Here is an 8,449-nt window from a genome sequence, read left to right on the forward strand (position 1 = left end):
CGATGCCGGGCATATAATGGAATATTTGCGTACCTATTCGCCAGATCTTAATCCAATTGAACATAAATGGGCACAAGCTAAATGCAAAAAAAGAGCGCTCGGATGCGACACAGATATTTTGTTCGAACTCAATATGGTGTAATCAAAATTAAGTCGCTTAGCTATAGTTATTTTTAGTTATTTTTATAATTATGACGCCTGTGAAGGCGACACAAGAGGTTCACGCTATGAGCGTTAAAAAGCAGCAAAGTGAAAAGTTACAAAAAGTACTTGCTCGTTGTGGTTATGGATCGCGCAGGGAAATAGAAAGTTTTATTCAATCCGGTAGGATCAGTGTTGATGGTCAATTAGCGACCTTGGGTGACCGAATAGAAGTTAAATCTAACACTAAAATTCGCTTAAATGGTCACCTTTTAAAAATTAAAGAAGCGGAGAAAACAGTTTGTCGGATCTTGGCATATTATAAGCCGGCAGGTGAATTATGTACTCATCATGATCCAGAAGGACGTCCAACCGTATTTGATCGCTTACCTAAATTAACCGGCTCTCGCTGGATTGCGATAGGTCGCTTGGATGTAAATACCTGTGGTTTATTATTATTTACCACAGATGGGGAACTGGCTAATCGTTTGATGCATCCTCGTCATGAGGTTGAACGTGAATATGCAGTTCGTGTTTTTGGTGAAATTAATCATGCTAAAATTCGGCAATTAACCAAAGGTGTTCAACTTGAAGATGGTGAAGCTAATTTTAAGACACTGAAGTTTCGTGGCGGAGAAGGCATGAATCAATGGTTTAATGTTACTTTAACGGAAGGCCGTAATCGTGAAGTAAGGCGTTTATGGGAAGCGGTAGGCATACAAGTCAGCCGCCTGATCCGCGTTCGTTATGGTGATATTTATTTACCAAAGGGATTACCCAGAGGAGGATCGACCGAATTAGGTTTAGCCCAGATTAATTACTTGCGTCAACTGGTTGGTCTTACAAATGAAACAGCCAGTAAAATATCAGTTGAGCAAGATAGACGTCGTATTAAAGCAAATCAGATCCGTCGTGCTGTAAAACAGCATACACAAGTTTCTTCGATGCGAGTAACAAATAAACGAGCAACTGGCGCTGCTAGGGGGCGTAATACATCTTCGCGTAAAGGATAATATAAAATTAAAGGCAATATTATAGTCAAATTCAGCTGCCTAATGCTTTTTAATAGATAAAAATAGTGCTGTATAAATAAATACTTTTAATTTAATTGAGATGATCCTTAGAATAGGCTACTTTGATTAGGCTAAGTTTGATTAGAAGGTTGAAATTTTATATGCCATAATTTGAGCAAATTATGGCTAGCAGCATATTTATATTGCTGTTAGCAAGCTGTGATGAGCCGCAATTAACCCATTCTGCTGATGGGAAATTTTCCGTTAGTCATAATAATAAAGATGCCCTTTATTTTAAGATTGATATAATCAACCTGTTAAACTTGTTCAGGGTGAAATTAAACAACTTGATTTACGAGCTGGCAAGCATAGGATTGAATACCCCATTGGCCAAAAAACTGAATTTATCATTTACCCTGGTAACCAGGGGGGAATTATTAATCCTACGCGGCAATATTATTATTCTTATAGTTCGGTTTTTAAAGAAATCATTTCTAACCAATTATTCTCTTTGAAATATAATCAAATTATTGTTGATGGAATAAAAGTACAGGGTCGAATACTAAGTAGTAATGCCTTATTTATTGATAATAATGTTTTTAAATGTGATTACCCCCCTATAGGCCCATCTTTTCTCAATGTTTTCGCTTTGAATAAAAGTAAACAATTAGACGGTCAAGTGAAAGCAAAATGTTTTACCAAAGAAGAGTTTATTGATTTTTTGTCAGTAGTAGGATCAACAGTTAATAATATTCATATTGTTGATAAAGGAATAAAGGAACAAAACACGGTAACGCATTCGTTTGAATATGGACTTCCAATTGCAAATTTTAATAATTATTCTTTACAATCTTATTCTAATAGAGTTGTTGAAATTGTTCATGACTTTAAAAAAGTCAGTAATATAGAATCAAAAAAGCAAATCTATGATGAATATTACCACTACATTTACAATATGGCAAAAATTTATAGTACTTTCCATTTAGGGCAGAATAAACATGATCGTGATGAGTATTCTGCTTTTATCAATCAAACAAATATGATTTTTAATGCAGGGATATTATTAAAGCAGCACTCAGTAAATAACTATAAAGCTCATTAATTGACTAGTCACTTTGTTTGATAATTGGTTATATCATTTATTATTAATTTTTTATTGCGGTTAGTTTTTATAGGTAAGCGACTTAATTTTGATTACACCATATTGAGTGCGAACAAAATATCTGTGTCGCATCCGAGCGCTCTTTTTTGCATTTAGTTTGTGCCCATTTATGTTCAATTGGATTAAGATCTGGCGAATAGGTAGGCAAATATTCCACCATATGCCCCGCATCGATGATGACTTGTTGAATACTCTGTTTCTTGTGAAAATATGCATTATCCATCATGATTACACTGTTTTTAGGAAGTACTGGGATAAGGACTTGGGTGACCCATGCATAGAAAACATCGCTGTTAATATTGATATCAAATAATCCGATAGCAAACAGCGTTGTGCCCAATAAAGCGCCGATAACATTTGTTCTTCCTTTAGCTCCCCAGTTCTTGAGACCAACACACCGTTGACCTTTCGGGGAATAGCCGTGAGTCCGCGGGGTATCGTGTGAAAAAGAACTTTCATCAATAAAAACAATATGCTTGCCTTCTTTTTCATACTGTTGTTTTTTTGTTGAAACGTTTGTCGAGTGTTTTCGTCGGCTTTCGGATGACGTAGAGTTTTTTATAGGTCAATCCCATTTTTTTAAGAGCTTGCCGAATGGCCTTCTGACAAACGCCAAAACGCTCTGCACGCTTTTTTTGGTAAGCATCTGAATATTGTTCAACATCTTTTATCAACTCGGATTTATCGATTTTTCGCTGGCCCGTAGTCGATGCTTTTGGCTGTATTTGATTAATCCAACGCGATACAGATGCAGAGCCAATCCGAAATTGTTTCGCTGTTTCTCGGATACTCAACCCTTCTTCTTCCATCGTAAATATCACTTTATATCTAAAATCAATTGAATAGCTCATATAAATAATGTCATCAAAATTAAGTCGCTTAGCTATATAGCTAAATATTAAATTGCCACACCGGGTTTACGATTAGGCTGTGCATCAAAACTTACTCCTGATTGCTTAATACTATCTTCTCCCATTAGATAAAGATATATCAGCATAATTTCTTGTGGAGTTTTTAGTTGCATAGGATCCTCTGAAGGAAAAGCATTGGCTCTCATTTGCGTTCTTGTGCCACCGGGATTAATGCAATTAACACGTAAATTAGTATCTTTATATTCATCAAATAATACCTGCATTAGACCTTCGGTTGCGAATTTGGAAACTGAATAGGCCCCCCAATTAGCACGACCTCGTCTGCCGACGCTTGAAGTGGTAAATATTAAGGAACTATTTGGTGCTTGTAGCTGCAGTGGTAGTAGGGCTTGTGTTAACATAAAAGTTGCGTTAACGTTTATTTGTATAACTTCATGCCAAAGTTTTATCGGTTGATCAATAATCGGGGCAATTTTTCCTAATATGCTTGCGTTATGTAATACACCATCAAGATAGGGATAATGTTGGCTAATGTCAGTTGCTAATTCATGGCATTGTGATTCGGTTATTGTTAATAAATCAAGGGTATAAATAGAAACTGAAAGGGTAAATTTGCTATTAGAAATAATTTCTTGTTTGACTTTTTCTAGTTTTGCGGTTGTTCTACCGACTAAAATAAGATTGGCGCCATAACGTGAATAAGTTAATGCCGCTTCACGTCCAATTCCATTCCCCGCGCCTGTAATTAAAATAGTTTTTTGCTTAAGTAAATCAGCTTTAGCTTGGTAAGGTAGCATGATATTTTCCTACTTTTGATTATTCAAATTTATTAATAAGAGCTATAAGCACTTTATCAAGTTTTTAGTTACAATACCCCTATTGTTTATATTCTGTAAAGAAGGATAGAATTGTGGAATTTCTTTCATCGTATGGATTATTTTTTGCTAAAATAGCAACAGTAGTTGTTGCTATTATATTAATTTCATTGGTTATTTTTAGCTTCGGGCAGCGTAAACAGAGCAAAAAAGGTGATTTAAAACTTATTGATTTAAGTGAAGCCTATCGTCAACGTCAGCGTGAGATGAAACAGGTTAAGATGAGTGACGCTGAATATAAAGTTTGGTTAAAAACCTATAAAAAACAACGTAAAATTGAAGAAAAAAAGCAGAAATCAGATGCTAAAGTTGGTCAAACAACGTTAAAAAAACCTTGTCTTTTTGTAATTAATTTCAAAGGCAGCATGAATGCTCATGAAGTCAATGCATTACGTGAAGAAATTACTGCAATTTTAGCAATTGCTGATAACAAAGATGAAGTATTGCTTAGACTTGAAAGTCCAGGTGGCGTTGTCCATGGCTATGGCTTAGCCGCCTCTCAACTAAATCGTTTACGGGAAAAAGGCCTTAAATTAATTGTTTCGGTGGATAAAGTGGCTACCAGTGGCGGTTATATGATGGCTTGTGTCGCTGATCGTATTGTGGCGGCTCCTTTTGCGATTATTGGCTCTATTGGTGTAGTTGCGCAAGTACCCAATTTTCATCGATTACTGAAGAAAAAGGATATTGATGTAGAATTACATACAGCCGGAGAGTATAAACGTACACTAACTTTATTAGGTGAAAATACCGAGCAAGGGCGTAAAAAGTTTGTACAAGATTTAAATGAAACACATCAGCTATTTAAAGATTTTGTGCATCAAAAACGGCCGGCCCTTGATATTAATGCTGTGGCAACAGGTGAGCATTGGTATGGTATCCAAGCAAAAGAAAAAGGATTAATTGATGAAATAGGCGTTAGTGATGACATTATTATCAATCAAATTGATGCTCGTGAAATTATTGAGGTAACTTATACTCCGACCAGACGTTTTGTTGATCGTTTAATGGGCAGCATGGTAGAAAATGCAGATAAGTTATTAATACGCTGGTGGCAAAGAGGACAGAGGCCACTGCTTTAAATTATGAATAAGAAATACATACCGGCGTTTTCAGCCGGTATTTTTATATTATAATATAATAGTTAAAACTTAATTATTTAATTGCAAATAAAATATTAATTAATTACTTAAAAACATGATAAAAAATTTTATACAGCACTACTAAGCTATTTTATTTGGAAATTAATTTCTTTCAGAAAATTTTTTCTATATCTATTTGAACTAGATTTCTGCTACTCTTTATATAATTTTATTGATTTTTTTTATAATCTATTCATAACTTATTGAGGTGGTTTTTGTTTTCATAACAATACCTATGAATAAAATAAGTGGTTGCGCATCATTTTTTATCAGGTAGAGTGTAGGCTTTTTATTACTTACGATGCTTTACTTTTGTCATTGTGTTGCTGACAAAATTGTACTATTGAATCTGATTACAGTATGAATTAACAAAATTTTTTATCTTTATGGCAAAGTATTTAAGCAAAAAAAGTTGATATATTGTGAATCTGACGCAATCTAAAAAAAGATTTCATTCCATCTGGCTGGAAAGTCAGTACGCTTAGACAATATTTTAGGTAAAGATAACTATGGGTAAAGCTCTTGTTATTGTGGAGTCCCCGGCAAAAGCCAAGACTATCAACAAATACCTTGGTAATAACTACGTTGTTAAAAGTAGCGTAGGGCATATACGTGATTTGCCAAAAAGTGGTGGTTCCAGCTCACAAAAGAATACAAACTCAGCCAACAAGGTTAAAAAAGTAAAAAAAGATGAGCATGAGGCGCTTGTAAATAGAATGGGAGTTGACCCATATCATGGGTGGAAAGCCAATTATCAAATTTTACCTGGTAAAGAAAAAGTCGTTGCTGAATTAAGATCGCTTGCTTCCGACGCAGAGCATATCTATCTGGCAACGGATCTCGATCGTGAGGGGGAAGCGATTGCCTGGCATTTGAGAGAAGTGATTGGCGGTGATAATCAGCGCTTTAGCCGAGTAGTTTTTAATGAAATTACTAAAAATGCAATTAAGCAAGCTTTTGATAATCCTGGTGAATTAAATATTGATCGTGTTAATGCTCAACAAGCTCGGCGTTTTTTAGATCGGGTGGTTGGTTATATGGTTTCACCTCTATTATGGAAAAAAATTGCTCGCGGCCTTTCTGCCGGTCGTGTTCAGTCAGTCGCTGTACGTCTGATTGTAGAACGGGAACGGGAAATTAAAGCATTTGTCCCACAAGAGTATTGGCAGCTGCATACTGAGTTACTGACCGTAGATACGGCATTAATTCGAATGGAAGTGACACATGAAAAGGGTAAGCCTTTTAAACCCGTTACCAAAGCACAAATTGATGCTCCTGTTTCATTATTAAAAAATGCCCATTATCAGGCGTCAGATCGTGAAGATCGGCCCACAATTACTAAACCCAGCGCCCCTTTTATTACCTCAACCCTGCAACAAGCGGCAAGTACACGTCTTAGTTTTGGCGTTAAAAAAACCATGATGATGGCACAGCGTCTTTATGAAGCAGGTTATATTACCTATATGCGTACTGACTCAACTAACTTAAGTCATAATGCTTTAAGTATGGCTCGCAATTATATTGACCATAAATTTGGCAGAAAATACCTGCCTAAACAGGCGAATGTTTACACCAATCAAAAAAGTTCGCAGGAAGCACATGAGGCTATTCGTCCTTCTAATGTTGACGTTGGTGTTGATGCTCTAAAAGAGATAGAAGCGGATGCCAAAAGACTATATCAGCTGATTTGGAACCAATTTGTTGCTTGTCAAATGACACCAGCTGAATTTGATTCAACGACAATAACCGTCAAAGCTGGAGATTTTGAGTTGAAGGCTAAAGGGCGTATTTTGCGTTTTGATGGTTGGACTAAAGTTATGCCCGCATTGCGCAAAGGTGATGAAGATAAAATATTACCTATGGTCAAAGTTGGTAGTCAGCTTGAATTGGATAAATTGTGTCCTAGCCAACACTTTACTAAACCTCCAGCACGTTTTGGCGAAGCTTCTCTGGTTAGAGAACTTGAAAAACGTGGCATTGGCCGCCCATCAACCTATCCGGTTATTATTTCAACTATCCAAGATCGGGGCTATGTAAAAATTGAAAATCGCCGTTTTTATGCTGAAAAAATAGGTGAAATAGTTACTGACCGATTAGATGAAAATTTTAGTGAATTAATGGACTATGATTTTACTGCGCGAATGGAAGATCACCTTGACTTGATAGCAGAAGATCGTATCGAGTGGAAGAGTGTATTAGATGAGTTTTTTTCTGCTTTTACCGAACAGCTAGAAAGCGCAAATAAAGCACCCGAGGAAGGTGGCATGCGCCCGAATCCGATGGTATTAACATCGATTGAATGTCCTGACTGTCACCGACAAATGGGAATTAGAACTGCTTCTACGGGGGTTTTTCTGGGATGCTCTGGTTACAGCTTACCAGCAAAAGAGTGCTGCAAAAAAACCATTAATTTAATTCCTGAAGATGAATTATCAAATATCCTGGTAGCAGAAGAAGATGATGTGGAAACGCATGCTTTGCGAGCCCGCCGGCGATGCCCTAAATGTGGTACCGCGATGGATAGCTACCTTATTGATAATAAAAGTAAATTACATGTATGTGGGAATAATCCAGTATGTAATGGTTATCAGGTTGAAGAAGGTGAATTTCGCATTAAAGGCTATGATGGGCCAATTATTGAATGTGATAAATGTGGCTCAGAAATGCATCTGAATATGGGTCGATTTGGAAAATATATGGGCTGTACCAATGAGGCTTGTAAGAATACTCGCAAGATCTTGAAGAATGGTGAAGTGGCTCCGCCTAAAGAAGATCCTATTCCATTGCCGGAATTAGTTTGTAAAAAATCTGATGCTTACTTTGTATTAAGAGATGGGGAAGCGGGAATATTTTTAGCCGCTAACACTTTTCCAAAATCAAGAGAGACCCGCGCACCATTGGTTGAAGAATTGGTACGTTTTAAAGATCGTCTGCCAGCTAAATTTAGCTATTTAACCCTGGCGCCATCGGTCGATCCTGAAGGTAATAAAACGATTGTTAAATTTAGTCGTAAAACTAAACAACAATATGTTTCCTCAGAAAAAAATGGTAAAGCCACTGGCTGGAGTGCATTTTATATCGATGGCAAATGGATAGAAAAAACAAATAAAAATTTATCTATTTTCTATAATTAAACAAGGCTACTGAAATCAGTAGCCTAATTTTTAGTTTATATATCGTCGCTATTTTAAATCATAATCAGGATTAATATATGAAATTAAAAATATTACTAATTATGGGCACT

8 protein-coding genes are annotated in these 8,449 nt (G+C 36.2%); 5 read left to right on the forward strand and 3 right to left on the reverse strand.

Annotated elements, in window-relative coordinates; genetic code table 11:
- Positions 1-227 precede the first annotated feature (227 nt).
- The 3 genes from rluB to ARSQ2_RS06670 all read left to right on the forward strand — a co-directional run bounded on the left by rluB (position 228) and on the right by ARSQ2_RS06670 (position 2,256).
- Entirely contained in the window at positions 228-1,154 is a 927-nt protein-coding gene (gene rluB, locus ARSQ2_RS06660) for a 23S rRNA pseudouridine(2605) synthase RluB (protein WP_181994794.1), read from the forward strand.
- Between the two features lie 182 nt (positions 1,155-1,336).
- Entirely contained in the window at positions 1,337-1,669 is a 333-nt protein-coding gene (locus ARSQ2_RS06665; RefSeq protein WP_181994795.1) for a hypothetical protein, read from the forward strand.
- Positions 1,666-2,256, forward strand: coding sequence for a hypothetical protein (locus ARSQ2_RS06670; RefSeq protein ID WP_181994796.1), 591 nt, complete (start codon positions 1,666-1,668; stop codon positions 2,254-2,256). Before ARSQ2_RS06665 ends, ARSQ2_RS06670 begins: the two co-directional genes overlap by 4 nt.
- Positions 2,257-2,338: 82 nt before the next feature.
- Here the strand turns inward: ARSQ2_RS06670 and ARSQ2_RS06675 are convergent, their stop codons facing one another.
- Genes ARSQ2_RS06675 through ARSQ2_RS06685 form a run of 3 tightly spaced genes read right to left on the reverse strand, consistent with a single transcriptional unit; the run spans position 2,339 to position 3,985 of the window.
- Positions 2,339-2,878, reverse strand: coding sequence for an IS630 family transposase (locus tag ARSQ2_RS06675; protein WP_202880391.1), 540 nt, complete (start codon positions 2,876-2,878; stop codon positions 2,339-2,341).
- Positions 2,805-3,167: an IS630 transposase-related protein gene (locus tag ARSQ2_RS06680; protein ID WP_181994797.1), complete on the reverse strand. Its 363-nt coding sequence runs from the start codon at positions 3,165-3,167 to the stop codon at positions 2,805-2,807. The genes ARSQ2_RS06675 and ARSQ2_RS06680 overlap by 74 nt, the downstream gene beginning before the upstream one ends.
- A 47-nt stretch (positions 3,168-3,214) precedes the next feature.
- Positions 3,215-3,985: a YciK family oxidoreductase gene (locus ARSQ2_RS06685; protein ID WP_181994798.1), complete on the reverse strand. Its 771-nt coding sequence runs from the start codon at positions 3,983-3,985 to the stop codon at positions 3,215-3,217.
- 113 nt (positions 3,986-4,098) lie between these two features.
- Here ARSQ2_RS06685 and sohB point away from each other — a divergent pair, with 113 nt between their 5' ends.
- Entirely contained in the window at positions 4,099-5,145 is a 1,047-nt protein-coding gene (gene sohB / locus ARSQ2_RS06690) for a protease SohB (RefSeq protein WP_181994799.1), read from the forward strand.
- A 569-nt stretch (positions 5,146-5,714) separates the two neighbouring features.
- Positions 5,715-8,339 (forward strand): type I DNA topoisomerase, encoded by a 2,625-nt coding sequence (gene topA / locus ARSQ2_RS06695; protein ID WP_181994800.1) that lies wholly within the window; start codon positions 5,715-5,717, stop codon positions 8,337-8,339.
- Positions 8,340-8,449: the final 110 nt, after the last annotated feature.

Origin of the sequence: Arsenophonus endosymbiont of Bemisia tabaci Q2, from assembly GCF_902713415.1 — a bacterium.
GTDB lineage: Bacteria > Pseudomonadota > Gammaproteobacteria > Enterobacterales > Enterobacteriaceae > Arsenophonus.

Excerpts from the sequence above, each read along its gene's own strand:
- rluB (WP_181994794.1), top strand. The coding sequence starts at position 228 with ATGAGCGTTAAAAAGCAGCAAAGTGAAAAGTTACAAAAAGTACTTGCT.
- ARSQ2_RS06665 (WP_181994795.1), top strand. The coding sequence starts at position 1,337 with ATGGCTAGCAGCATATTTATATTGCTGTTAGCAAGCTGTGATGAGCCG.
- ARSQ2_RS06680 (WP_181994797.1), bottom strand. The coding sequence starts at position 3,167 with ATGAGCTATTCAATTGATTTTAGATATAAAGTGATATTTACGATGGAA.
- ARSQ2_RS06685 (WP_181994798.1), bottom strand. The coding sequence starts at position 3,985 with ATGCTACCTTACCAAGCTAAAGCTGATTTACTTAAGCAAAAAACTATT.
- topA (WP_181994800.1), top strand. The coding sequence starts at position 5,715 with ATGGGTAAAGCTCTTGTTATTGTGGAGTCCCCGGCAAAAGCCAAGACT.